The 24,452-nt window shown below is 72.8% G+C and carries 18 protein-coding genes and 1 other RNA gene; 11 read left to right on the top strand and 8 right to left on the bottom strand.

Features of this window, described 5'->3' with window-relative positions:
- Positions 1 to 46: 46 nt before the first annotated feature.
- Entirely contained in the window at positions 47 to 1,486 is a 1,440-nt protein-coding gene (gene guaB1, locus ABIC52_RS00475) for a GMP reductase (RefSeq protein WP_126891228.1), read from the bottom strand.
- Between the two features lie 325 nt (positions 1,487 to 1,811).
- Between guaB1 and ABIC52_RS00470 the strand changes: the two genes are divergently transcribed.
- Positions 1,812 to 5,567, top strand: a complete 3,756-nt coding sequence (locus ABIC52_RS00470; protein ID WP_354026361.1) for a multifunctional oxoglutarate decarboxylase/oxoglutarate dehydrogenase thiamine pyrophosphate-binding subunit/dihydrolipoyllysine-residue succinyltransferase subunit — start codon at positions 1,812 to 1,814, stop codon at positions 5,565 to 5,567.
- 116 nt (positions 5,568 to 5,683) lie between these two features.
- On the opposite strand, the gene ABIC52_RS00465 is transcribed toward ABIC52_RS00470, so the two are convergent.
- From ABIC52_RS00465 to ABIC52_RS00455, 3 genes are all read right to left on the bottom strand, one after another.
- The gene (locus ABIC52_RS00465; RefSeq protein WP_126891227.1) at positions 5,684 to 6,124 is read right to left on the bottom strand and encodes a GNAT family N-acetyltransferase; all 441 of its coding nucleotides are present in this window, start codon (positions 6,122 to 6,124) and stop codon (positions 5,684 to 5,686) included.
- Between the two features lie 64 nt (positions 6,125 to 6,188).
- A complete protein-coding gene (locus ABIC52_RS00460; RefSeq protein ID WP_209677402.1) occupies positions 6,189 to 6,437 on the bottom strand; it encodes a zf-HC2 domain-containing protein in 249 nt (82 codons plus the stop codon).
- Entirely contained in the window at positions 6,434 to 7,210 is a 777-nt protein-coding gene (locus ABIC52_RS00455) for a sigma-70 family RNA polymerase sigma factor (protein WP_354026360.1), read from the bottom strand. The genes ABIC52_RS00460 and ABIC52_RS00455 overlap by 4 nt, the downstream gene beginning before the upstream one ends.
- Positions 7,211 to 7,331: 121 nt before the next feature.
- On the opposite strand from ABIC52_RS00455, the gene aroA reads away from it, so the two are divergent.
- The 8 genes from aroA (at position 7,332) to ABIC52_RS00415 (ending at position 18,945) form a co-directional block, all read left to right on the top strand.
- Positions 7,332 to 8,711: a 3-phosphoshikimate 1-carboxyvinyltransferase gene (aroA, locus tag ABIC52_RS00450; RefSeq protein ID WP_209823480.1), complete on the top strand. Its 1,380-nt coding sequence runs from the start codon at positions 7,332 to 7,334 to the stop codon at positions 8,709 to 8,711.
- Positions 8,712 to 8,715: 4 nt separating this feature from the next.
- Positions 8,716 to 9,774, top strand: coding sequence for a ribosome small subunit-dependent GTPase A (rsgA, locus tag ABIC52_RS00445; protein ID WP_126891223.1), 1,059 nt, complete (start codon positions 8,716 to 8,718; stop codon positions 9,772 to 9,774).
- Positions 9,775 to 9,879: 105 nt separating this feature from the next.
- The gene (locus tag ABIC52_RS00440; RefSeq protein ID WP_354026359.1) at positions 9,880 to 11,022 is read left to right on the top strand and encodes an ABC-2 transporter permease; all 1,143 of its coding nucleotides are present in this window, start codon (positions 9,880 to 9,882) and stop codon (positions 11,020 to 11,022) included.
- Positions 11,023 to 11,040: 18 nt separating this feature from the next.
- The gene (locus ABIC52_RS00435; RefSeq protein ID WP_174234709.1) at positions 11,041 to 11,826 is read left to right on the top strand and encodes an inositol monophosphatase family protein; all 786 of its coding nucleotides are present in this window, start codon (positions 11,041 to 11,043) and stop codon (positions 11,824 to 11,826) included.
- 506 nt (positions 11,827 to 12,332) lie between these two features.
- A complete protein-coding gene (locus ABIC52_RS00430) occupies positions 12,333 to 15,044 on the top strand; it encodes an ATP-binding protein (protein WP_209677408.1) in 2,712 nt (903 codons plus the stop codon).
- Positions 15,045 to 15,462: 418 nt separating this feature from the next.
- Positions 15,463 to 17,328, top strand: a complete 1,866-nt coding sequence (glmS, locus tag ABIC52_RS00425) for a glutamine--fructose-6-phosphate transaminase (isomerizing) (RefSeq protein ID WP_126891219.1) — start codon at positions 15,463 to 15,465, stop codon at positions 17,326 to 17,328.
- Between the two features lie 140 nt (positions 17,329 to 17,468).
- Entirely contained in the window at positions 17,469 to 18,182 is a 714-nt protein-coding gene (locus tag ABIC52_RS00420; protein WP_126891218.1) for a M50 family metallopeptidase, read from the top strand.
- Between the two features lie 211 nt (positions 18,183 to 18,393).
- On the top strand, positions 18,394 to 18,945 hold the full coding sequence (locus ABIC52_RS00415) for an NUDIX hydrolase (RefSeq protein ID WP_126891217.1): 552 nt from the start codon (positions 18,394 to 18,396) through the stop codon (positions 18,943 to 18,945).
- Here ABIC52_RS00415 and ABIC52_RS00410 read toward each other — a convergent pair.
- Positions 18,942 to 19,529, bottom strand: coding sequence for a uridine kinase family protein (locus tag ABIC52_RS00410; RefSeq protein ID WP_238638133.1), 588 nt, complete (start codon positions 19,527 to 19,529; stop codon positions 18,942 to 18,944). The genes ABIC52_RS00415 and ABIC52_RS00410 overlap by 4 nt on opposite strands.
- 104 nt (positions 19,530 to 19,633) lie before the next feature.
- Here ABIC52_RS00410 and ABIC52_RS00405 point away from each other — a divergent pair, with 104 nt between their 5' ends.
- Both ABIC52_RS00405 and ABIC52_RS00400 read left to right on the top strand, forming a co-directional pair.
- Positions 19,634 to 21,037 (top strand): O-acetylhomoserine aminocarboxypropyltransferase/cysteine synthase family protein, encoded by a 1,404-nt coding sequence (locus ABIC52_RS00405; protein ID WP_354026358.1) that lies wholly within the window; start codon positions 19,634 to 19,636, stop codon positions 21,035 to 21,037.
- Positions 21,038 to 21,039: 2 nt separating this feature from the next.
- Positions 21,040 to 22,344, top strand: coding sequence for an LLM class flavin-dependent oxidoreductase (locus tag ABIC52_RS00400; protein WP_354026357.1), 1,305 nt, complete (start codon positions 21,040 to 21,042; stop codon positions 22,342 to 22,344).
- A 100-nt stretch (positions 22,345 to 22,444) separates the two neighbouring features.
- On the opposite strand, the gene ABIC52_RS00395 is transcribed toward ABIC52_RS00400, so the two are convergent.
- From ABIC52_RS00395 to smpB, 3 genes are all read right to left on the bottom strand, one after another.
- Positions 22,445 to 23,236, bottom strand: a complete 792-nt coding sequence (locus ABIC52_RS00395) for a hypothetical protein (protein ID WP_354026356.1) — start codon at positions 23,234 to 23,236, stop codon at positions 22,445 to 22,447.
- Between the two features lie 170 nt (positions 23,237 to 23,406).
- Positions 23,407 to 23,784, bottom strand: a transfer-messenger RNA (tmRNA) gene (ssrA, locus tag ABIC52_RS00390).
- 119 nt (positions 23,785 to 23,903) lie between these two features.
- Positions 23,904 to 24,380: an SsrA-binding protein SmpB gene (smpB, locus tag ABIC52_RS00385; RefSeq protein WP_126891214.1), complete on the bottom strand. Its 477-nt coding sequence runs from the start codon at positions 24,378 to 24,380 to the stop codon at positions 23,904 to 23,906.
- Positions 24,381 to 24,452: the final 72 nt, after the last annotated feature.

Genomic DNA, 24,452 nt, shown 5'->3' with positions numbered 1-24,452 from the left:
GGGCCGGGCCGGCCGGCGGGCCGGGCGGGCGGGCGGGCCGGGCCGGCTACCAGCTCACGGGGAGCGGCTTGCCCTCCTCGTAGCCGGCAGCCGACTGGATGCCGACGAGCGCCCGGTCGGCGAACTCGGCGAGCGAGGACGCCCCCGCGTACGTCGCCGAGCTGCGGATGCCGGTGGTGATCATGTCGAGCAGGTCCTCGACGCTCGGCCGCTCCGGGTCGAGGTAGATCGTCGACGACGAGATGCCCTCGGCGAAGAGCGCCTTGCGCGCCCGCTCGTAGGGGTCGAGCCGCTCGAAGCGCTCCCGGACGGCCTTCGCCGACGCCATGCCCCAGCTCTCCTTGTACGCCTTGCCCGCGGCGTCGCGACGGAGCACGCCCGGTGCCTCGAGCGTGCCCGCGAACCACGAGCCGATCATGACGCTCGACGCGCCGGCGGCCAGGGCGAGCGCGACGTCGCGCGGGTAGCGGACGCCACCGTCCGCCCAGACGTGCGCTCCGAGCGACCGGGCGGCCGCGGCGGTCTCGAGCACGGCGGAGAACTGCGGACGACCGACGGCCGTCATCATGCGCGTGGTGCACATCGCCCCCGGGCCGACGCCGACCTTGATGATGGTCGCACCGGCGTCGACGAGGTGCGCGACGGCGTCGGCGGTGACGACGTTGCCGGCGACGATCGGCAGCCCGAGGTCGAGCGCCGAGACGGTGCGGAGCGCGCGGAGCATGCCCTCCTGGTGACCGTGGGCGGTGTCGAGCACCAGAACGTCGACCCCGGCCGCGGCGAGGGCCTTCGCCTTCGCGGCGACGTCGCCGTTGATGCCGACCGCTGCGGCGACCCGGAGGCGACCCTCCCCGTCGACGGCCGGCGTGTAGATGTCCTGGCGGATCGCGCTGGTCTGGCTGGTGGTGCCGACGACCCGGCCGTGTCGCACGACGGGCGCGAAGTCGACCTCGGCGGCCGAGAGCACGTCGTACACGTGCCGCGGGGTGCCGGCGTCCTCGGCGTCGATCGCCGTCGAGGGCCCGTGCAGCAGGTCACCGATCGTGGCGTCCGCACCGGCGGTGCCGAGTCGGGCGGCCGGCACACAGCCGAGGTACTCCCCCGCGCCGTCGCGGACGACGACCCCGCGGCCGGCGACGGGCAGGAGCTGCTCGAGTGCCTCGGCCACCGTGGTGTCGGCGCGCATGTCGTAGGCGGTGTCGAAGTCGACCGGCTGCTCCTTGACCCAGCGGATCGCGGCGTCGAGGTCCTGCAGGTGCATGTCCTGCGGCAGCACCCCGAGACCACCGCGGCGGGCGAGGGTCGCGGCGAGGCGCGGACCCGTCACCGAGTTCATGTTCGCGCTGACGATCGGGATCGTGGCGCCCGTGCCGTCGTTCGTGGCGAGGTCAACGTCGAAGCGGCTCGTCACCCCGGACCGGCTCGGCACGAGGAACACGTCGGAGTAGGTCAGGTCGTGCGTCGGCCGCGTCTCGTAGAACCTCATGGGTGCAATCGTACGGCCCCGCAGTCGCGCGGACACGTGCTCGGCCGTGCCGCCACGGTGCTCGCCGAGCCCTGCCGCCGCGGTGCTCGCCGAGCCCTGCCGCCGGCCCACCGTGTCGCCCGGCTGCACGACACCCGTCGTCCGTGCGACCGGCCCGGTGAGCGGGTCCCGTCCCGACACGCGCGAGCGCGGCCGGGAGGCGCGGCGCGCGTCCGACGGTCACCGAACGGTCGGCGCGGAACGGCTAGGCTGGCGGCCAGTGCGGAGCAGGGTTGCCCCGCACGACACACACGAGCATCTATCGACGGAGAGTGGGCGATCGGCTGTGTCGAGCCATCTGACGGGTACGGACGAGACCGCGGGCGAATTCGGGGCGAACGAGTGGCTGGTCGACGAGCTCTACGAGCAGTTCGTCGCCGACAAGGAGTCCGTCGACAAGTCGTGGTGGCCCGTGCTCGAGAGCTACCACCGCTCGCAGACCGGTTCCTCCGCCGCCGGTGGCTCCGCCCGGTCCGGCTCCTCCGCTCCCGCTCCCACGCAGTCGTCGTCGCAGTCGACCACGCAGCAGCCCGCCACGGGTGACGTCCCGGCAGAGGCGAAGCCGGGCGGTCCGATCCAGGCGAAGACGACCTCGCGGCAGCCGACCCCGCAGCCGATCCCGGCCGAGGCCAACGACCAGGCCGACGACCACGAGGAGACCCACGAGGACGTGGCGACCCCGCTCCGGGGCATGGCGAAGACGCTGGCCTCGAACATGGACGCCTCGCTCACGGTCCCGACGGCGACCAGCGTCCGGACGATCCCGGCGAAGCTGATGATCGACAACCGCATCGTCGTCAACAACCACCTGCGTCGTGCCCGCGGCGGCAAGATCTCCTTCACGCACCTGATCGGCTGGGCGATGGTGCAGGCGCTGAAGGACTTCCCGAGCCAGAACGTGTTCTACGAGGAGCGCGACGGCAAGCCCTTCGTGGTCGAGCCCGCGCACGTGAACCTCGGCATCGCCATCGACGTCCCGAAGAAGGACGGCACCCGCTCGCTCCTCGTCCCGAGCATCAAGCGTGCCGAGACCCTGACCTTCGGCCAGTTCCTCTCCGCCTACGAGGACCTCGTCAAGCGCGCCCGCGACAACAAGCTCACGCCGGCGGACTTCCAGGGCACGACGATCTCGCTCACCAACCCGGGCGGCATCGGCACCGTGCACTCGGTCCCGCGCCTGACGAAGGGCCAGGGGTCGATCATCGGCGCCGGCGCGCTCGAGTACCCGGCGCAGTTCCAGGGCTCCGCGACGAAGACCCTGGTCGAGCTGGGCGTCGGCAAGACCATCACGCTGACGAGCACCTACGACCACCGGGTCATCCAGGGTGCCGGGTCGGGCGAGTACCTGAAGAAGGTGCACGAGCGGCTCATCGGCGAGCACGGCTTCTACGAGGGCATCTTCTCGGCGCTGCGCATCCCCTACAAGCCCATCCAGTGGGCGAACGACATCAACGTCGACCTGGCGCACCGCGTCAACAAGACGTCCCGCGTGCAGGAGCTCATCAACAGCTTCCGGGTGCGCGGACACCTGATGGCGGACATCGACCCGCTCGAGTACCGGCAGCGCACGCACCCGGACCTCGAGCTCGAGAACCACGGGCTGACGTTCTGGGACCTCGACCGCGAGTTCGTCACCGGCGGCCTGGCCGGCACCACGACCGCACCGCTGCGCGACGTGCTCGGCATCCTGCGCGACGCCTACTGCCGCACCGTCGGCATCGAGTACATGCACATCCAGGACCCGGAGCAGCGTCGATGGGTCCAGGGGCACATCGAGGTGCCGTACTCGAAGCCGTCGAAGGACGAGCAGCTGCGCGTCCTCGGCAAGCTCAACGAGGCCGAGGCGTTCGAGACCTTCCTGCAGACGAAGTACGTCGGCCAGAAGCGCTTCTCGCTCGAGGGCGGCGAGTCGACCATCGCGTTCCTCGACACCCTCATCCAGCACGCCGCGGGCGCCGGCCTCGACGAGGTCGCGATCGGCATGGCCCACCGCGGCCGGCTCAACGTGCTGACGAACATCGCCGGCAAGACCTACGGGCAGATCTTCCGTGAGTTCGAGGGCTCGTCGCTGCCCGGTGCCGTGTCCGGCCAGGGCTCGGGCGACGTCAAGTACCACGTCGGCACCGAGGGCCTCTTCCGTGCCTCGGACGGCTCGAGCATCCCCGTGACCATCGCCGCGAACCCGTCGCACCTCGAGGCCGTCGACGGCGTGCTCGAGGGCATCGTCCGCGCGAAGCAGGACCGCACCCCGCCGGGCACCTTCGGCGTGCTGCCGGTGCTCGTGCACGGTGACGCCGCCATGGCCGGCCAGGGCGTCGTCGTCGAGACCCTGCAGATGTCGCAGCTCCGTGGCTACCGCACGGGCGGCACGGTCCACCTCGTCATCAACAACCAGGTCGGGTTCACCACGCCCCCGGAGTCCGCGCGCACGTCGGTGTACTCGACCGACGTGGCGAAGACGATCCAGGCGCCGATCTTCCACGTCAACGGGGACGACCCCGAGGCCGTGGCGCGTGTCGCGGAGCTCGCCTTCGCCTACCGCGAGGAGTTCCACCGCGACGTCGTCATCGATCTCGTCTGCTACCGCCGCCGCGGCCACAACGAGGGCGACGACCCCTCGATGACGCAGCCCCTCATGTACAACCTCATCGAGGCGAAGCGCTCCGTCCGCACGCTGTACACCGAGGCCCTCGTCGGCCGCGGTGACATCACGCAGGAGGAGTACGACGAGGCGCACCGCGACTTCCAGGACCGCCTCGAGCGCGCCTTCGCCGAGACCCACGAGGCACAGACCGGCACGATGCCCGTCATCACGACGGACGACGACGGCGCCGTGGACGGCCTCGAGCGTCCGACCGCGCAGCGCGACGACGCCGAGGTCGAGGTGCACGACACGGCGATCTCCGAGGAGCTCGTCCGGGCCATCGGCGACGCGCACAGCAACCCGCCCGTCGGCTTCTCGATCCACCCGAAGCTGCAGCAGCTCCTCACCAAGCGCACGGAGATGACCCGCTCCGGCGGCATCGACTGGGCGATGGCGGAGCTCATGGCGATCGGCTCGGTGCTGGTCGAGGGCAAGCCCGTGCGACTCGTCGGCCAGGACGCCCGACGTGGCACGTTCGTGCAGCGCCAGGCGGTCTTCCACGACCGGGTGAACGGGCAGGAGTGGCTGCCGCTCGCCAACGTCGCCGAGGACCAGGCCCGCCTGTACATCTACGACTCGCTGCTCAGCGAGTACGCGGCGATGGCGTTCGAGTACGGCTACTCGGTCGAACGTCCCGAGGCCCTCGTGCTCTGGGAGGCGCAGTTCGGCGACTTCGCGAACGGCGCGCAGACCGTCATCGACGAGTTCATCTCGTCCGCCGAGCAGAAGTGGGGCCAGCGCTCCGGTCTGGTGCTCCTGCTCCCCCACGGCTACGAGGGCCAGGGGCCGGACCACTCCTCGGCGCGCATCGAGCGCTACCTGCAGCTCTGCGCCGAGGACAACATGATCGTCGCGCGGCCGTCGACGCCGGCGTCGTGGTTCCACCTGCTCCGTCGCCAGGCGTGGGAGCGCCCGCAGAAGCCGCTCGTCGTGTTCACGCCGAAGGCCATGCTCCGCCTGCGTCAGGCGACGAGCCCGGTCGAGGCGTTCACGAGCGGGTCCTTCCGCGAGGTGCTCGACGACGACCGCGTGACCGACAAGGGAGCCGTGCGCCGCGTCGTGCTGCACTCGGGCAAGGTGCACCACGACCTCCGCGCCGAGCTCGACAAGTCCGGCGCGACAGACGTCGCCCTCGTGCGGCTGGAGCAGCTCGCACCGCTCCCCCTCGACGAGCTGCTGCAGGTGCTCGCGGGCTACCCGCAGGCCGAGGTCGTGTGGGCGCAGGAGGAGCCGGAGAACCAGGGCGCCTGGCCGTTCGTCTGCATGAACCTGTCGCCGCACCTCGACGGCCGTCCGCTCTCCGTGGCCTCGCGCCCGGCGAGTGCCGCACCGGCGACGGGATCGTCGAAGCGCTCCGCGGGTGAGGCCGCCGAGGTCATCCGCAAGGCGCTCGGCTGACCCACCACGCCCCCTGACGCACGATGCGCCCCGTGGGAACGGGGCGCATCGTGTGTCACGGGCGCAGGACCGACCGGCACGCAACAGCAGCACCGGCACGCTGCGCGGGCGCGGGGCTACCGGAGCTTCGTGTAGCGGACGCCGGCCTCGTGGTACCCACGCTTCTGGTAGAAGCGGTGCGCGCTGTCGGTCGCAGCGGCGGACACGGCGCTGAGGCGGTGCGCGCCCTGGTCGGTCGCCCACGTCTCGAACGTGTCGATGAGCGCGGAACCGGTGCCGTGCCTCCTGGCCGACGGGTCGACCACCAGCAGGAGGAGCTGCGCCGTGGGCTCGTCGCTCGCGTACGACCAGGTGACCTGCGCTCCGGCCACGGCGACCGCGCGGCCGTCGTCGCCACGGACCAGCCACGTGCGGTGCCCGGCCTCGGGCACGAGCCGCTCCAGCCGTGCACGCATGGCGGACTCGTCGACGACGTGCCCGAGCAGACGGACGAGGGCGGTGACGTCGGTGACGTCCGTGTCGGACCAGGTGGTGATCGACTCGGCGGTGAGGGTCATGGGGCGACCCTACCCAGCGTCGGCGCCGTGTGACGACGCGCCGCCGCGCGACGGCGTCGCCTCATCAGACCTGGTGCGTCGACTGCTCCACGCGGATCCGCGCCAGGATCTCCGTCCGGAGCTGGTCCGGAGCTGTCTCGGCGCAGGCGCGCTTGACGGTCTCCATGAGGACGACGCCCACGCGGTGCTCGCTCGTGCAGTCCTCGCAGGACTCCATGTGCTCGCGGATGTCCGCGGCGTCCTCGCGGCAGAGCTCGTCGTGGAGGAACTCCTCGAGCTCGGCCTTGGCCTTCGAGCAGTCGCAGCCGCTCATCGTGCGTCCTTCCCGTCGGTGCGACCAGCGGCCGCAGTCGTCTTCCGGCCCCGCCCGCGCATCGTCGCCGTCGACGCTGCGTCCGGGACGATGCCGGTCTCGCGCGCGTGGTCCGCCAGGAGCCCACGGAGGAGCCGGCGGCCACGGTGGAGACGGCTCATGACCGTCCCCACGGGGGTCTTCATGATGTCGGCGATCTCCTGGTAGGAGAAGCCCTCGACGTCCGCGAAGTACACGGCCATCCGGAAGTCCTCGGGGATCGACTGGAGCGCGTCCTTCACGGCGGAGGACGGCAGGTGGTCGATCGCGTCGGCCTCGGCAGAACGCGCGGACACCGACTGCGTGACGCTCTCGGCGCCGCCGAGCTGCCAGTCCTCGAGCTCGTCGATCGTGCCCTGGTACGGGTTCCGCTGGTTCTTGCGGTACGTGTTGATGAACGTGTTCGTCAGGATCCGGTAGAGCCACGCCTTGAGATTGGTGCCCTGCCGGAACTGCCGGAACGCCGCGTACGCCTTGACGAAGGTCTCCTGCACCAGGTCCGAGGCGTCGGCCGGGTTCCGGGTCATCCGCATCGCGGCGCCGTACAGCTGGTCCATGAACGGGAGCGCCTGGTCCTCGAACAGCGACCGCAGCTCGGCCTCGGAGACGGTCTTCTCGTCGGCGGGCTCGATGTCGGGCTCGAGGGCGTCCGCTTCCTCGGACACCGCGTCGAGCTGCGCCTCGGTCTCCTCGACCAGGTCGTGCGGTGCTGCCTGCGGTTCGTCGGTCGTCATCACGGACGAGTCTAGGCCGAGCCCGATCGTCGTCCGCACGGCCGGCAGCGCCGTCCGGGTGCGCTCGAGTGTGACTGTCGCCAATGGTCCTCCCGCGGGTGTTCAGTACCCTGGTGAACCGATGGCAGAGTCGACGCATTCCCAGCAGCCCGGTCCTTGGATCGCCCCCCTCGCCCGCGGGCCCCTGCGCGGCGACGTCGCCCTGCCCGGCTCCAAGTCGCTGACGAACCGTGAGCTCGTGCTCGCGGCGCTGGCCGACGGCCCCTCGACGATCCGCCTGCCCCTGCACTCGCGCGACTCGGCGCTGATGGTCGCGGCACTCCGCCAGCTCGGTGTCGGCATCGACGAGGTCGTCCCCGCGGACGGCGCAGCACCGAACCCGTACGGGCCGGACCTGCGGATCACGCCCGCGCCGATGCACGGTGACGTCGCCGTCGACTGCGGCCTCGCCGGCACCGTGATGCGCTTCCTGCCGCCGCTCGCCGCGCTCGCGACCGGCCCCGTGACGATCGACGGCGACCCGTACGCCCGGAAGCGACCGATGGGCGCGATCATCCGCGCCCTCGCCGACCTCGGCGTCGACGTGACGGACGACGGCGGCGGCGCCATGCCGTTCTCGTTCACCGGCACCGGAGCGGTCCGCGGCGGTCGTCTCGAGATCGACGCGTCGGCCTCGTCGCAGTTCGTCTCCGGCCTGCTGCTGTCGGCACCCCGCTTCGACGAGGGCCTGCACCTCACCCACGTGGGCGAGCGGCTGCCGAGCCTGCCGCACATCGACATGACCGTCGCGGCACTCCGCGCACGCGGCGTCCGGGTGGACCAGCCGGCCGTCGGCGAGTGGGTCGTGCACCCGGGCCCGATCGCAGCGCGTGACGTCGTCATCGAGCCCGACCTGTCGAACGCCGCGCCGTTCGCGGCGGCTGCGCTCGTCGCGGGCGGCACCGTCCGGATCCGCACCTGGCCGACCGACACCACGCAGGTCGGTGCCGATCTCGAGACGCTCCTGCCCCTGTGGGGCGCGACCGTCACGAGGGACGGTGACGACCTGGTGTTCGACGGCGGCGTCGGAGTGGCGGGTGGGGCCTCCCTGCCGGGTGTCACGCTCGACCTGACGCGCGGCGGTGAGCTCGCACCGGCGCTCGTCGCGCTGTCGGCCCTGGCCGACGAGCCGACCGAGATCACCGGGATCGGCCACCTGCGGGGCCACGAGACGGACCGTCTCGCCGCACTCGCGGCGGACGTGAACCGGTCGGGAGGCTCGGTGCAGGAACTCGACGACGGCCTGCGGATCACCCCGGCTCCGCTGCACGGCGGTGCCTGGGCCGCGTACGACGACCACCGGATGGCGACCGCGGGCGCCCTCGTGGGCCTCGTCGTCGACGGCGTCGCCGTCGACGACATCGGCTGCACCGCGAAGACCCTGCCCCAGTTCCCCGAACTCTGGGCAGACCTCGTGGCGACCGGTACGGGCCCTCGCGGGACCGTCGAGACGGGAGCGTGACGCCGTGAGCTGGTGGGACGACGCCGACGGGGACGACACCGACGAGGACGAGCCCTACGGGCAGTACGAGTCCAAGGTGCGGATCCGACCGAACCCGAAGGGCAACCGGCCCCGCACGAAGACCCGTCCGAGCTACGACGACGCCCCGACCGGCTGGGTGACGAACGTCGACCGCGGACGCTTCGGCGTGCTGGTGTCGGCCGGGCAGGACGACGAACGGGTGATCACCGCGACGAAGGCCCGCGAGCTCGGCAAGAAGTCGGTCGTGACCGGCGACCACGTGTCCCTCGCCGGGGACGTCTCCGGCGACCCGGGCTCGCTCGCCCGCATCGTGAAGGTCGCCGAGCGGTCCACCCTGCTGCGCCGGAGCGCCGACGACAGCGACGAGGTCGAGCGCGTGATCGTCGCCAACGCCGACCAGATGCTGATCGTCGTCGCCGCGGCCGACCCCGAACCGCGGCCGCGGCTCATCGACCGGTACCTCGTCGCGGCGTTCGACGCCGGGCTCGACCCGGTGCTCTGCATCACGAAGACCGACCTCGCCGACCCGGCGCCGTTCCTGGCGCACTTCGCGTGCCTGGACCTGCGGATCGTCACGAGCCGCTCCGACGACGTGCCGTTCGACGCGCTGCACGAGGTCCTGGACGACCAGGTCACGGTCACCGTCGGCCACTCGGGCGTCGGCAAGTCCACGCTCGTCAACGCGATCACCGGGTCGACCCGGGCGACCGGCGTCGTGAACGCGGTGACGGGCCGGGGGCGGCACACCTCGTCGTCCTCGATCGCGTTGCGGGTGCGCGACGGCGGCTGGATCATCGACACGCCGGGCGTCCGGTCGTTCGGGCTCGGCCACGTACAGCCCGAGAACGTCTTCCGCGCCTTCGCGGCGCACGCCGTCCCGGTGCGGGAGCCCGCCGACGGCATCCCGCTGTCGCAGGCGCACGACTGGGAGATCGTCGACCGGGTGCACGACGGGGAGCTCGGTCCGACGGGCGTCGAGCGGCTCGACTCCTTCCGTGCACTGCTCACCGGCATGGGCGCGGACGACCCCGGCGCGGACTGACCCCGGCGCGGACGACCCCGGGGTGGGACGACCCCGGGCGACGGCCCGGGGCGGACTGACCCCGGGCGGATCGGCCCCGCCGGCACGGGTGTACCGTTGCTCCTCGTGCCCGACGTTGCAGAACACAACACAGCCCGTCCGGATACGGTCCACCACGGCGACCACGCAGCGCCGCACCCGCAGCGGACGTCCCGGTCGACGGCGCTCGCGGCGGCGGTCCTGCGCCCCGAGCACCTCGGTCGCACGCTGCGGTCCTTCGGGTCGCACATCCTCGTCCCGCTGTTCCTCGCGGTCGGGATGAGCCTCGCCTACCTCGGCGCCTTCCACGCTCCGACCCCGCACGAGCTCCCCGTCGGCATCGTCGGCCAGGGCCCCAGCGCCCAGGTCTTCGCCCAGAGCGTCACCGACGGCTCCGACGGCCGGCTGGTCGCGCACGTGGTCGGGTCCACGGCCGAGGCCGAGCGGCAGGTGCGGGACCGCGACCTCGCCGCGGTCTACGCCCCCGCGACCGACGGTGCCGTGCTCTACGTCTCGACGGCCGCGAGCGAGACCACCGCGACCGCGGCGCAGAAGGTCTTCCTGCCGATCGCGTACGAGCAGCACCTGCCGTTCACCGTGCACGACGTCGTCCCCACCGGCGACGAGGACCCGACCGGCCAGGGGCTCTTCTTCCTGCTCGTCGGCCTGAGCGTCGGCGGGTACGCCTCGGCGATCGCCGTCGCCGCGGCGGCCGCGAAGCTCCGTGCGCTCTGGACGGTCGTCGTCGGCGCCGCCACCGCGGGGGTCGTCGCCGGCATCGGCGTGATCGTCGCCGGGCCGCTCTACGGCGTCATCCCGGACCACCGCTGGCAGGTCTTCCTGTTCGCCTGGCTGTACGACGCCGTCATCGTCGCCCTCGGCGTCGGCCTGCACCCGCTGCTCGGCCGGTGGACCACGCCGATCCTCACGATGCTCTTCGTCATGCTCAACTTCACGAGCTCCGGCGGGATCTTCCAGCCGTCGTTCCAGCCCGGGTTCTTCGCAGCGCTCAACGCGTTCTGGAGCGGGGCCGCCTGGCTCGGTGCCGCGCAGGACCTCGTGTACTTCCCGGGGGCGTCGCTCACACGGTCGGTGGTCGTGCTCGTGCTGTGGCTCGTCTTCGCCGTGCTGCTCGGGGTCCTCGTGCACGGGCTCGCCGCCCGGCGGACCCGGATCGCCCGCGAACGCGCCGTCTCGCGCTACGAGGAGGAGCAGGTGGTGGCGGCCTAGGACGCTACCCTGACCTCCGTGGACCTCAGCGCCGACCTGGACTTCGCCCGCTCCCTCGCCGACACCGCCGACGCGATCAGCCTCGAGCGGTTCCGCGCCGCCGACCTGCACGTCACGACGAAGGCCGACAGCACGCACGTCACCGATGCCGACCAGGCGGTCGAACGGGCCCTGCGCGAGCGACTGGCGGCCGAACGCCCCGACGATGCGTTCCTCGGCGAGGAGACGACGGCGGACACCGGCGCCGACGCCCTGAGCGAAGGCCACCGCCAGTGGGTGGTCGACCCGATCGACGGCACTGCGAACTACCTGCGGGGCGTGCCCGTGTGGGCCACCCTGATCGCCCTGGCCGTCGACGGCCGCCCGGTGCTCGGCGTCGTCAGCGCCCCGGCGCTCGGCAAGCGCTGGTGGGCTGCCGAGGGCCTCGGCGCGCACTCCACCGACGGCCCCCTGCGGGTCTCCGGCGTCGCGGAGCTGTCCGAGGCGAGCCTCAGCTACAACAGCATCCAGCAGTGGGACGAGGACGACCGGCTCGACGCCCTCGTCACCCTCTCCCGGAAGGTCTGGCGCACGCGGGCGTACGGCGACATGTGGTCGTACATGCTCGTCGCCGAAGGAGTGCTCGACGTCGCCGGCGAACCCGACCTGAAGCCGTGGGACATCGCGGCCCTCGTGCCGATCGTCGAGGAAGCGGGTGGTCGCTTCACCTCGCTCGACGGCGACCCGGGCCCGTGGCACGGCAGCGCCCTCGCCACGAACGGTCTCGTGCACGACGCCGTGGTGGACGTCATCCGGCGCTCGTAGTCCCGCGGACGGTCCGCACCGGCGGCGGACCGCGGTGTACCCCGCTTGTCCCCTGGGCGCACCCGCCTCCCCGCGTCGGACCCCCAGAAGGGGGCAGATACCCCCCGGACTGGGGCCAGGGAGGGCGGACAGTGTGCTGACGAGCACTCCGTCGGCGTCCGACCGGCGGGTTATCGTGCTCACGGCTGATCAGGCGCACCGGGTTCCCTAGACCCGGACCGAGTCGGGTCCGCCGTCCAATACTCGTCCGAAAAACCCTGACCCGAGGGGTGGTCCAGACGATGACTTCATCGTTCCCAGGCGGAAGCGAGTGCACCCTCACTCGTCGTCCGCGACATCTCACCGACAGCCCTGGTGCGCGCTCCGTCGCCGCCTCGCGTCCGTCCGTCGCCACGGTCCCTGCCCGTGCTGCCGTCCGGATACCGTCCGTCGCCGTGGCCTCCCGCCGCACCGCCGACCGGACGTCCTCCGCAGTCCTCGCCTCCGGACCCGGAGGCCGGTGAGTCATGGCACTCACCGGTCGCCGTCTCGAGGTCGACCGGATCGCGACCCTCGCTGCACTCCCTCGTGAGTGCGCGATGGTCGTCGTCGGCGACCCTGGTTCCGGACGCAGCAGCGTCCTCGACGCGGTCGCGGACCGCGTCTCCCTCCCCGTCGTGCGGGTCGGGGTCAACGGGAGCGAGTCCCGCTGGCCGCTGGCCGGCGTGACCTCCCTGTTCACCGCACTCGACGACCCGCGGGCCACCGCCCACATCGCGCACCTGCTGCAGGCCGGTGGCGCGACCAGCGGACTCGCCGCGGCGCACGACTTCCTCGAGGCCGTGCAGACCCTGACCCTGCCGCCGACGGTCGTCCTGATCGACGACCTCGACCGGATGGACGCCGAGAGCCAGGAGCTCATCGCGTTCCTGGCAGGTCGTCTCGCCGGCACGGCGCTGCGCCTGGTCGCCACGGTCCGGACCGTGCCGTCGGACGGCCCGCTCGCGGCGCTCCCCGTGCTGCGGCTCGAGCCGCTCACCACGGACGAGTCCCTGGCGCTGGCCCGGACGATGGCACCGGAGGGCGCGAACGACGGCGTCCTCGCGATCCTCGCCGAGGCCACGGGCGGCAACCCGGGCGCGCTCCGCGAGCAGTTCGACGCGTTCTCGACGGCGCAGCTCACCGGCACCGAGCCGCTCGTGCTGCCGTTGCGCCCGACCGCCACGACCGAGGCCATCGCAGCGCTGGCCCTCGACGCCGTCGAGGGCACCGCCGACACCGACACCGACGCGGGACGTGGTCCGGACGTCCTCGTGCGCCTCGCCCTCGTCCCCGTGGCGCGGACCACGGGCTGGGACCGCGACGCCGTCGACGACCTCGCCGACGCCGGGCTCGTCGTGGTGCGCGGGCAGACCGTCGCGGTCCGCGACCCGCTACTCCGGTCGGCCCTGTACTGGCGGACGTCCGCACGTACCCGGCGCACCCTGCACCGGGAGCTCGCCGCGGCGAGCGCCGAGACCGACCCCCGCGCCGCCGCGTGGCACCGGAGCTTCGTCGACGACGTCCCCGACGTGGTCGCACTGCTCGACGCCGCCGCGGGCTACGTCCTCGACGGTGCACCGCACGCCGCGGTGGCCCTGGCCGAGCGTGCCCTGCACGTCGGCTCCGGCGGCGAGGACGAGCGCGCGGCACTGCTCGCCGTCGTCGAGGCCCTGTTCGCACAGCGCCTGCTCGGGCTCGCCGCGCGCTACCTCACCGCGATGCGTCCGTTCCGGCGCGCAGCGGAGGAGGTCCGGCGGCTGCGGGTCCTGTACTCCGTGCAGTACCTGCGCGGTGAGACCGTGCACGCGGACGAACTCCTCGTGCCCGTGGACGCGGAGGCACCCGAAGCCCCCGCGACCGCCGGGCTCCTGGCGATGGTCGCGAGCTTCCGGGCAGAGACGTGGGACCTCGACCAGGCCCGTGACCTGCTCGCCCGCGTCGAGCAGCTCGGTGCGGTGATCACCCCGCGCACCGCGGAGATCGCCGGCGCCGTGCAGTGCCTGGTCGCCGCACTCGACGGCTCGCTGCCCGCCGACACGGAGCTCTACGACGGGCTCGCGACGCCCCGGCTGATGGCGATGTCCGATGCCGCCCTCCTGCTCGTCGCGCACGCGCTGAGCCTCGCCGAGCGGTACCGCAGCGCCCGGCGCGTGTTCGCCCTCGTCGTCGCCCGCGGGCAGGACACCGAGGCCGTCTGGGTCGAGGGCGCCCGCTACCTGTCCGCCGAGAACGAGCTCCGGTCCGGGAACTTCCGGCAGGCCCTACGCGCGGTCGACGCGTGGGAGGCCGGGAGCGCCCTGTCCGCCCAACGGCTGCGCGAGCCGTCGCGGGCGGTGGCGGTCGCGTGGCGGCACTTCGCCGAGGGCCGCACCCACGAGGCGCTCGAGGTGGTGGACCGTTGCCTGGCGCTCCGCTCCACGGTGCTGCTCTGGGGCACCACGGCCCGGTTGCATGCGCTGCGCGGACGGGTCCTGCTGCTCGACGGCCGGGTGGACGAGGCGGTGACCGCGCTCGAGGCGGCGGACGCGGTCGGTCGGTCGCTGCGCAACCCGACCGTGCTCCGGCACCTGGGCGACCTGGTCGAGGGCTACGTGCACCTCGGTCGGGTGGACGACGCCCGGAACGCGACGGCCCGCCTCGCGGCGGACCACCACGCACGGCCGTCCCGCTGGGGTGCGCTCGTGCTCGCCAGGAGCCTGGCGCTCGTCGCCGACGACGCGACGCGCGAGACGGCGCGTCGTCGCGCGCTCGAGCTGTTCCAGCCGCACGACTCGCAGTACGAGCGCGCCCGGACCTTCGCTGCCCTGGCGGCGGTGGGCACGGACGCCGAACGGCCCCGCCTGGGCGCCGCCGCGGCTGCCGCGTACGAGGCCGCCGGGCTCCGTCGACCGCTCGCGGCGCCGGCTCCGACGGCCGTCATGCCGCCCTTCGGGGCGCCGACCTCGCTGCGGTCCGGTCCGGTGCACTCCGCGCCGGTCCCGGGCTCGCCGCGGAGCGCGCCCGACGCGTCGGTGGTGCTCACCCAGCTGACCGCCGAGGAGCGCGCCGTCGTGCAGAAGGTGACGGAGGGCTACCGCAACCGCGAGATCGCCTCGTCGCTGTTCATGTCGCAGCGCACCGTGGAGCTGCGGCTCACGCAGATCTACCGGAAGGTCGGTGCGCGCTCCCGCTCGCACCTGGTGGCGCTGCTCACCTGATCGCGCGACCGGTGGACGCCCGGCGACCACCCCACGGACGGGAGGCCCGGTACCGGCTGGTACCGGGCCTCCCGTCCGTCACGCGCAGCGTCGGCCACCGAGCCGACTTGCGTGGGTCCGCACCGGCGGGCGGGCGGCTCGCACCGCTCACGCGGTGAACCGCAAGAGGCGGCCCGGACGCTTGTCACGGCGGTGCGGCAGGACGAGGCTCGTGGTGCACCGACCGCCGAGCCCTTCACGGAAGGGCCCGTCCGCGATCCCCGACCGTCCGGTACCCGACCCGCCGACCAACCGTCTCCGCCCCACCCGATCCGCGGGCGGGCACGGTCCGTCGACGGCCCCGGACCCGCGGCAGACCCGGCGGCGGTCGGTGCCGTTCCCCGGCACCTGGCCGGTCCCCCACCTGAACGGACACCGTATGTGCGGCATCATCGCGGCCCGCGTGAGCGACGACGTGACCCCCTTCCTGCTCGACGGGCTCGAGCGGATGGAGTACCGAGGCCACGACTCCGTCGGGGTCGCACTGCGCACCGCCGCCGGCCGGATCGCCACGGTCCGGTCGGTCTCGCGCGTCGCGGACCTCCGGGCGGACCTCGCGGCACGGGCCACGGTCGGGACGCCCGAGGAGGCCGCCACGGGTGTCGGGATCGGGCACACCCGCTGGGCGACCTGCGGGGCGGTGCGCGAGGAGAACGCGCACCCGCACGCCGACTGCTCCGGACGGATCAGCGTGGTGCACAACGGGACCGTCGAGAACGCGGCGAGCCTCCGGACCACGCTCGAGCGGCAGGGGCACGTGTTCCGGTCGGAGGTCGACTCCGAGGTGATCGGACACCTCGTCGAGCGCGCCCTGCTGGTCGACCCGGACCTCGTGCTCGCGGTGCAGATCGCGACCGCGCAGCTCCGCGGCTCGTGGGCGATCGTCGTGCTGGACGCCCGCGACGGCCGCATGGTCGCTGCGGCGCACCGGTCGCCGCTCGTCGTCGCGCGCTCCGCCCGGGGGGACTTCGTCGCGAGCGACGTCGGCACGATCGCCGAGTGGTGCGAGACCTTCGTGCCGCTCCGGGACGGCGACGTCGTGGAGCTCGGCGAGGCGTGGAGCTGGTCCTCGGAGGGGATCGCCGTACCGGTGCCCTTCCCCACGGCGTCACCGTTCGCCGCGAGTGCGCTCGAGGTCGACCTCGGCGACCACCCGGACCACACGGCCAAGGAGATCGCCGAGCAGCCCGGCGTCGTCACCGACCTCCTCCACCGTGTCCGGCACCGCACCGCGGACGGCAGCACCTGGGCGGGTCTCGGGCTCCCGGCGTTCGAGCGGCTCGCCGTCGTCGCCTGCGGTACCTCGCTGCACGCCGGTCAGGTCGTCGCCGGCACCGCGCGCACCCTGGGCGGTGTCCCGACCGACGTCGTCGCCGCCAGCGAGGTCGACCAGGTCGTCCTCGGTCGAGGCACCCTGGTGGTCGCCATCAGCCAGTCCGGTGAGACCGCGGACGTCCTCCGGGCCCTCGACCGGCTCGACGACCGGGTCCCGGTGCTCGCGCTGACGAACGACGTCCACTCGTCGCTCGCTCGCCGGGCCGACGCCGTGCTCGACTGCCACGCCGGGCCCGAGGTCGGGCTCGCCGCGACGAAGTCCTTCACCGCGCAGGTGGTCGTCGGCGTGACCGCGGTCCTGTCCGCCCTGGTCGCGTCGGACCGACTCGAACCGGCCCGTGCCGCCGCCCTGGTCGACGAGCTGTCGGAGCTGCCCGACCGGATGGCGACGGCCGCGGTGGTGGCGGCCGAGCGGGTCCCGCTGCTGGCCGCGACCGTGCGGGACGCTCCGGGGTTCCTCTTCGTCGGCCGCGGGCACGGGCTGCCCTACGCCGCCGAAGGCGCGCTGAAGGTGGAGGAGCTCGCCTACCGGTGGGTGCGCTCCTGCGCGGTCGGCGAGCTCCGGCACGGACCGCTCGCGCTCGTCGACGAGGGCACGCCGGTCGTGGTGGTCGACCACGGGGACCCCAGGATCCGGTCCGCCGTCGCCGAGGTGCGCGCCCGCGGCGGGTTCGTCGTCACGATCGGCGGTGCCGGCTCCGACCTGCCGGTGATCGCCGGACGCGCTGACGCCACCGACCTGGCGTGGGGACGGCCCCTCGCCCCCTGGGGACCGGTCGAGGCCGTCGTGCCGCTGCAGATGCTCGCCCGGGAGCTCGCCGTGCAGCTCGGCTGTGCGGTCGACAAACCCCGCGCTCCCGAGAGGTCGGTGGGGGTCGGATGGCCAGGCACACGCAGCGCAGCCGGGTGACGGTGTTCCTCGCCGTCCTGACGGGGCTCGCCGTCGTCGCGACCGTCGTCGTGGTGGTGCTCGTCGTGGTGGACGCCGTCCGCTGACGCCACGGCCCGCGCGGTCAGGGTCCTCTTGGTGGGCGCTGTCATCCTGGCGTCTTGACCGCAGCAGCCCCACCCCTCGTGTTCGTCGCCGTCCTGGTCGGCGCCGTCCTGCCGTTCGTGCCCCTGGTCGGCCGCGTCGCCCGGATCGCGGCGACCATCGTGCACGAGGTCGGGCACTGCGTCGTCGTGGTGCCGTTCGGTGGGCGCATCGACCGGATCGACCTGCACCCGGACGGCTCCGGCGAGGCGTGGGTCCGGCTCGGGCGGGTGCCGGGTGCGATCCGCTGGCTGGTGCGGATCCTCAACCTGTTCGCCGGGTACAGCGCGCCGGTCTGGGCCGGGGTGCTGCTGGTCACCGGCGTGCTGCACGGGTCGCGGTGGCTGCCCGTGGCCGTGCTCGCCGTGGTCGGTCTCGTGGCCCTCGCGTTCGTCCGGAACTGGTTCGGACTGCTCGTCGTGGTCGGCTTCGACGCGCTGGCGCTCTGGGTCGCGGTCCGTCCGTCGGAGGTCACCGTGCTGGTCGTCGCGGCGGTGGGTGCGGCGTTCGTGGTCGACGGGCTCAGGTCGCTCGTCCAGGTCGCGCGCTGGCTGCTGACCGGCGCGCGGGTGCAGACCGACTTCCACATCGCCGCGGCCGAGATGCGTGTGCCGGCGGTGCTGTGGTTCGTGCTGTTCGTGGTCGTCAACGGGGTCGTCGTGTGGCTCGTCCGGGAGCCGCTGCTCGCCTCCTGGGACACCGTCGCCGCCGGGGTGCGCGCGCTGTTCTGACGCCCGCCCCCTACCGCCGTGCTCGTACGACACCTCCGCTGTCGTACGACACCTCCGCTGTCGTACGACGACCACGATGTCGCACCAATCGCGCCTCCGAGCGACCCGCGCGACCAACACGACGTTTCCGCTGTCGTACGACGACCACATCGTCGCACCAGCCGCCCGACCAGGTGCACCAGAGCAGAGCCGGACGTGCCACGATCGTCGGATGCGCCCCGCCGATGCCCTCGCCGCGCTCACCGACGCGCCGTCGCCCGACCGAGAGCGGTTCACGGCGTTCGTCCGTGCCTCGGGGGACGCCGCGATCGACCGGACGCTCGGCCCGGAGCACCTGACGGCGTCGTGCTTCGTGTTCTCGCCCGACCGGTCCCTCGTGCTGCTCTGCCTGCACCGCAAGGGTCGCTTCTGGGTGCAGTTCGGTGGACACCTCGAGCCGCAGGACCACCACCTGGCGGGAGCGGCACGGCGCGAGGCGCGCGAGGAGTCCGGGATCGCGGGGCTCGAGCTCGACGACGACGCCGTGGCCGACCTCGACCGGCACGACCTGCACGGCGGGTTCTCCTGCGCCGCGCACTGGGACGTCGGCTTCGTCGCGACGGCGGACCCCTCGACACCGACGGCCGTGAGCCACGAGAGCGAGGACGTCCGCTGGTTCCCGGTCGACGCGCTGCCCGCCCCGCTCGCGTCCGGGCTCGACCGGCGCCTTGCCGCGCTGCTCGCCGGTCCCGCCGCACCGCGGGGCACCGGCGCGGACGATTAGCGTGTCGAGACGAGTACGGCCGCCGCGGCGCGTGGGTCGAACCGTGCCGCGAAGTCGCGCTCGTTGGGGACCCACACGTCGTTCCAGAGCCGCTCGTGGTCCCGTCCGAGCACACGGTCGCGGTGCTGGCCGCGGAGAACTGCCGTCTCGAGGTCCAGGTCACACCAGACGGTGAGGTCGATGGATGGCAGCGTCTCCGGGTGGAACAGTCCGATCAGGTCGACGACGAGCACCTCGCCGCCTGGGAGCCGTTCTGCGCGGCCCAGGCCCCGGGCCGACCAGTCGTACCGGCGGAAGGACCCTCCGGCCGACGCCCGGAACGGCTCGAGCACCGTGTCACGCAGTCGCACCCGGTCCACCCCGGACCAGTCGTCCGAGCGCGCGTGCGACAGCGCCGGGTCGAGGAAGTCGTCCCCGCGCATCCGCACCGCGCCCGGCAACCTGCCGACCAGTGCCCTGGCCAGCGTGGACTTGCCCGATCCGCAGAAGCCGGAGACTCCCACGACGACGGGACGACCCGCCGCTGCGCGGACTCGCCGGACCTCGTCGGCCAGGGTCTCGACGTTCGTCCTGCCACCATCCACGCGTCCACCCTGACAGAACTCGCCCGTAACCCGACGCCGCAATGCGCCGCCGACCCGTCCGGCCTGCGAGAGTACCCGCACGACGGACCACGCAGGAGGACCCCATGTCGAACGACGGCCACGGCTTCGCCACCGAGCAGGTGCACGGCGGGTTCCTGCCCGACACCGCGCACGGCGCACGGGTGCCCGCGATCCACATGACCTCGGGCTTCCTCTTCGACGACTTCGACCAGGCCCGGGAGCGCTTCGCCGGCACCGACGACGGGTACACCTACACGCGTCTGGGCAACCCGACGAACGCCGACGTCGAGCGCCGGGTCGCGCTGCTCGAACGGAGCGCCGAGGCGATCCTCGTCGGGAGTGGTCAGGCAGCGGTGACGGTGGCGCTCCTCGGGCTCCTGCAGGCCGGCGACCACGTCGTCAGCGCGCGGAGCATCTACGAGGGCACGAAGGGGTTGCTGCTGCAGAACCTCGCCCGACTCGGCATCGAGGTCGACTTCGTCGCCGACCAGCGCGACCTCGACGCGTGGGCCGCTGCGGTCCGCCCGAACACGAAGGCGTTCTTCGCCGAGACGATCCCGAACCCGAAGAACGACGTGCTCGACATCCAGGGCGTCGCCGACACCGCGCACCGGGCGGGCGTGCCGCTCGTGGTCGACAACACCCTGGCGACGCCGTACCTGGTCCGCCCGGTCGAGCACGGCGCCGACGTCGTGGTGCACTCCGCGTCGAAGTTCCTGTCGGGCCACGGCGCCGGCCTGGGTGGACTCGTGGTCGACGGCGGCCGCTTCGACTGGGGCCGCACCCCCGAGCGCTTCCCGCACCTGACCACCCCGGAGCGCGCCCTCGGCGGGCAGAGCTACGTCGAGCGGTACGGCAGCCGCGCGTTCGTCGTGTTCGCCCGCGACGTCGTCGCCGCGCGCATCGGCCCGTCGCCGTCGCCGTTCAACGCCTTCCTGCTGCGCCAGGGCATCGAGACGCTGTCGCTCCGCGTGGAGCGCCACGTCGCGAACGCGCTGGCCGTGGCGTCCTTCCTGGAGCGCCAGCCGGAGGTGACGAGCGTGGACCACGCCGGTCTCGCCTCCAGTCCGTACCACGACCTCGCCCAGCGCTACCTGCCCCGGGGAGCCGGGTCGGTGTTCGCCTTCACGCTCGCCGGCGGCGAGCCGGCGGCACGGGCCTTCATCGACGCGGTGCAGCTGATCAGCCGGATGACCCACCTGGGCGACGTGCGCTCGCTCGTGCTGCACCCGGCGACCACCACGCACGCCGGCCGCACCGCGGCCGAGCGGGTCGAGCTCGGCATCGGCGACGGCCTGGTCCGCCTGTCCGTCGGCATCGAGGACGTCGCCGACCTGCTCGCCGACGTGGAGCGCGGTCTGGCAGCGGTCCGCGCGGCCACCGGAGGCGACGGCGTCGGCCTGGAGGCACGCCCCACCCCCGCCACGGAGGTCGCGGACCTCGCACACGCGGTCCCCCAGGGGCCCGTCGTCGCGCAGGAGGTCTGACCGTGGGCGACCTGCAGCACTTCGGGTACTTCTTCTCGCGCGGGTTCGGCCCGCAGGCCTGGGGCCGCGCCGACTGGGACTGGGGCCACGACTGGACGAAGCCGGACCTGTACCAGCAGTCCGTCCGGGCGCTCGAGCACGCGGGGATGGACCTCGTCATCGCGGAGGACGCGATCTCGCTCGGCAGTCCGGCGACCCTGGACCTGCGGATCCGGCAGGCGTACGGCGGCCCGAAGCACGACCCGCTGCTGCTCGCGCCGTACCTGTTCGCCGTCACGGAGCACATCGGCATCGCGCCGACGGTGAACGCGGGCATCACGCCGCCGTACCTCGCCGCACGCCAGGCCGCGACGCTCGCGCACCTGTCCTCGGACCGGTTCGGGCTGAACGTCGTGACCGACACCGGCAGCGCCCGGCACGTCGGGGCGGCGCCGCTGCCGCACGACGCCGCGTACGACCGGGCCGAGGAGTGGATCACGCTGCTCCGACGGCTGTGGCACTCGTGGGGCGACGGCTACGTCGGGGACCCGACGGACTGGCACTTCGCCGACGGCGACGCGCTCGACGCGCTCCACCACGAGGGCGCGTACTTCACCGCCGACGGTCCGCTTAACGCCCTGCCGCTCGACGGTGACCCGGTCGTGGTCTCCCCCGGTGGGTCCGGGCGCGGACTCGGGTTCGCCGGGACGCACTCGGACGTGCAGCTCGCGCTCGCACCGCTGACGGCCGAGGCGGTCCGCGCGTACCGCTCGCGGGTGCTGACCGCCGCGGCCGACGCCGGGCGCAGCGCGGAGGACCTCCGGGTCCTGTTCGTGCTGAAGCCGGTGCTGGTGCCCTCGGTCGAGGAGGCCGATCGCATCGTCGCCGCGTCACGACACCCGTCGGACGCCGAGCTCCGAGCCGCCGCCGTCGCGTGGTCGAGCGACTCGGAGACGGACCTGCTCGCGCTCGACCTCGACGCACCGATCCCGGCGGGCACGTTCGGCGACCACGTGTCCGCGGGGACGGTCCGTGGGCTGGTCGGTGACACGCCGGACGCGCCCCTGCGGGAACTCCTGACCCGGAAGGCCCGGCTCGGACGGATCAGCGCGCACGAGGGGTTCGTCGGGACGGCCGAGGAGTTCGCGGACTTCGTCGAGGAACTCGGGGCGGACGCTGACAACGACGGGTTCATCCTGTCCGGGGACCTGCACCCGGCGCAGGTGTACCGGATGACGGGCGACCTCGTGCCGGTCCTGCGCCGCCGGGGGCTGCTGCGTCGGGAGTACGGCGACGGCGGCCTGCGGGCGAACCTGTTCGACTTCTGACCCCCGCCCCTCCCCCGCGAAACGCAACGTCGGCGGTTGCTCGCAGCGCTGTACCGCTGCGCAGAGCCGCCGACGTTGCGTCTTGCGGATCCGCGAGGTCCTACTTCTTCTTGCCCGACTTCTTCTTGCCCTTGTCCTTCTTCTCGTCGGACTTCTTCCCGTCGGACTTCTTCTTGTCGGGCTTCTTCTTGCCCTTGTCCTTCTTCTTGCTCTTGTCCTTCGTCTTCTCGTCGGGCTGCTCCCCGTCGGGCTGCTCCTCGACGGGCCGCTCCGCGCGGACGCCGGAGAGCGCCAGGCCGTCGACGGGTTCGACGACCACCGCGGCACCGGTGTCCGCGAGCACGTCGACCTCCTGCTCCGCGACGACCGGGACGAGCGCGTCCTCCACCCGCTCCACCACGAGTTCGGCGCCGTCCTCGGCGAGCCGGAGCAGTGCCTGCGCCGCCCGCACCCGCGTCGTGGTCCGGCGCGCCAGGACGTCGGCCCGCGCACCCTCGAGGAACCCGCGCAGCGCCCGCTCCACCGCCGAGCGACCCCGCGGCGCCGAGCGGTCGAGGCGGTCGAGCTCACCGGCGACGCCGGCGTCGTCGTCCTCGACGTGGTCGTCCCGCACCGAAGCGATGAGCGCCGCCACTGCCGACGCGGCGCGCTCGACCGCTGCCGAGCGCTGGTCGAGCACGACGAGCATCTCGAACACACCGCCGTACGACACCGTCTCGAGGCGCACGGGCTCGGCCCCCCGACCGCGGACGACGAGCCGCGACTCGGGCGAGGGCAGCCACGCGACGACCGCGGCGACGGTCGCGACGGACCCCACGGTCCGCTCGTACTCCGCCAGCCCCAGACGGTCCTGCTCTCGCAGACGGACCCGGATCGCGATCTCCTGCACCACGCGCACACCTCTCGTTCGAGAACGACACGAGCGGCCCCGTGCCTGACCCGGACAGTAGTCCCGGACTCCCCCGCACAGCACGAACGCCCCGTCGACGTCCAGGGGACGACGACGGGGCGCTCAGGTGGCGATCTCGGTGATCAGCGTGACAGCGGCCCGACGTCCGGCGGTGGTGGAGATGGGGGGAATCGAACCCCCGTCCATCGCTGCGCTTCGACGTCTTCTACGGGCGTATCCGGATGAGTCGTTCTGCTCGGCCCCGTCCTTTGCTACCGGCTTCTAGGACGACGGGCCCAGTCTCAGTGCAAGTCCCGCACGGCCCTGAGGCGCAACCGTGCAGCAAGTCCTCTGGATGACGCCGGAACTCAGGTTAGAAGACGATCACCTGGCCGACGGACTTCATGTGCTGGGCTGCTTACGCAGCGAGAGCGAAGTCAGTGCGCTTGGAATTGGCACTTGTTGTTTTCCACGGATCGTTCACGAGATGACCGTGGGTCCTCGGCCCGCTTCCCGTCGGCACACAGGCAATGTCGAAACCGATCATCCCCGTACGGGCCGTGACGTGCGAGCCGCTGTCACGCTGTTGAGTTGCCAACGCTCCTGGCGAGGAGCGGTCCCCCAGTCTAGCGGGGAGTGCTGGACGATGCCAACGCCGTTCGCCGTGGGCTCACTCGCCCATGCGGTTGCGCGAGCGCATGGCGCGCTCGGCCTCGCGCTTGTCGGTCTTCTCGCGCAGGGCCTGGCGCTTGTCGAACTCGCGCTTGCCCTTCGCGACCGCGATCTCGACCTTCGCTCGGCCGTCGTGGAAGTAGATCTTCATCGGCACGAGCGTGTACCCGCCCTGCGCGGTCTTGTGCGAGATCTTCACGATCTGCTGCTTGTGCAGGAGGAGCTTGCGCTTCCGCCGCGGCGTGTGGTTGTTCCACGTCCCCTCGGTGTACTCGGGGATGTGGACGGAGTCGAGCCAGGCCTCGCCGCCGTCGATGAACGCGTAGCCGTCGACGAGTGACGCCCGCCCCTCGCGGAGGGACTTCACCTCGGTGCCGGACAGCACCATGCCCGCCTCGTACGTGTCCTCGATGAGGTAGTCGTGGCGCGCGCGTCGGTTGGTCGCCACGATCTTCTCGCCGCGTTCCTTCGCCATGGTGGCTCCCTTCCGTGACCGGGGACAGATCCCGGTGCTGCTGCGCAGCCCTACAGCCTAGTGAACACGACG

Source organism: Curtobacterium oceanosedimentum (assembly GCF_040545555.1).
In the GTDB taxonomy this organism is placed as follows: Bacteria; Actinomycetota; Actinomycetes; order Actinomycetales; family Microbacteriaceae; genus Curtobacterium.
Note: the sequence above shows the minus strand (reverse complement) of the source record. Positions and strands in the feature narration are given on the sequence as shown.